General features: G+C 51.3%; 1 protein-coding gene. It reads left to right on the top strand.

The window, feature by feature from the left end:
• On the top strand, positions 1-561 hold a 561-nt coding region (locus R8O10_RS26800), incomplete at both ends, for a gamma-glutamyltransferase (protein ID WP_318192172.1).

Genomic DNA, 561 nt, shown 5'->3' with positions numbered 1-561 from the left:
CCCCTCGCCGCAACCCCAACACTGTTTTTGGACGACCAAGGCCAGCCGCTGCAATTTTATGATGCCGTTGTAGGCGGACGATCTGTCGCGACGCCGGGCACCGTCAAACTGTTGTGGGATACCCACCAAAAATACGGCAAGCTGGAATGGAAAAAGATCATTCAGCCAGTGATCAACTTGGCTGAGGAAGGTTTTGCCGTCAGCCCTCGTCTCGCCAGTTTGATTGCCAACGATGCCGAGCGTTTATCACGTTTTCCGACCACAAAAGCATATTTCTTTAACGCCGATGGCTCACCAAAAGCCGAAGGCACACGATTAAAGAATCCAGAATACGCGCAAACCTTGAAAGCCATCGCCAAACAAGGTGCTCAAGCCTTCTATCAAGGTGATATTGCCAAAGACATTATCGCAACCGTGCAAACAGCAGTGGGTAACCCGGGCGTATTGGCACAACAAGATTTTGATACTTACCGCATCAAACAGAGAGAGCCCGTTTGTGCGGCTTATCAAAGCTACGAAATCTGCGGCATGGGGCCACCAAGCTCAGGCGCGCTAACTGTC

The organism is Vibrio sp. 1727 (genome assembly GCF_033344415.1).
Taxonomy (GTDB): domain Bacteria; phylum Pseudomonadota; class Gammaproteobacteria; order Enterobacterales; family Vibrionaceae; genus Vibrio; species Vibrio alginolyticus.
The sequence above is the reverse complement of the archived record's forward strand: the minus strand, read 5'-3'. Positions and strand labels throughout refer to the sequence as shown.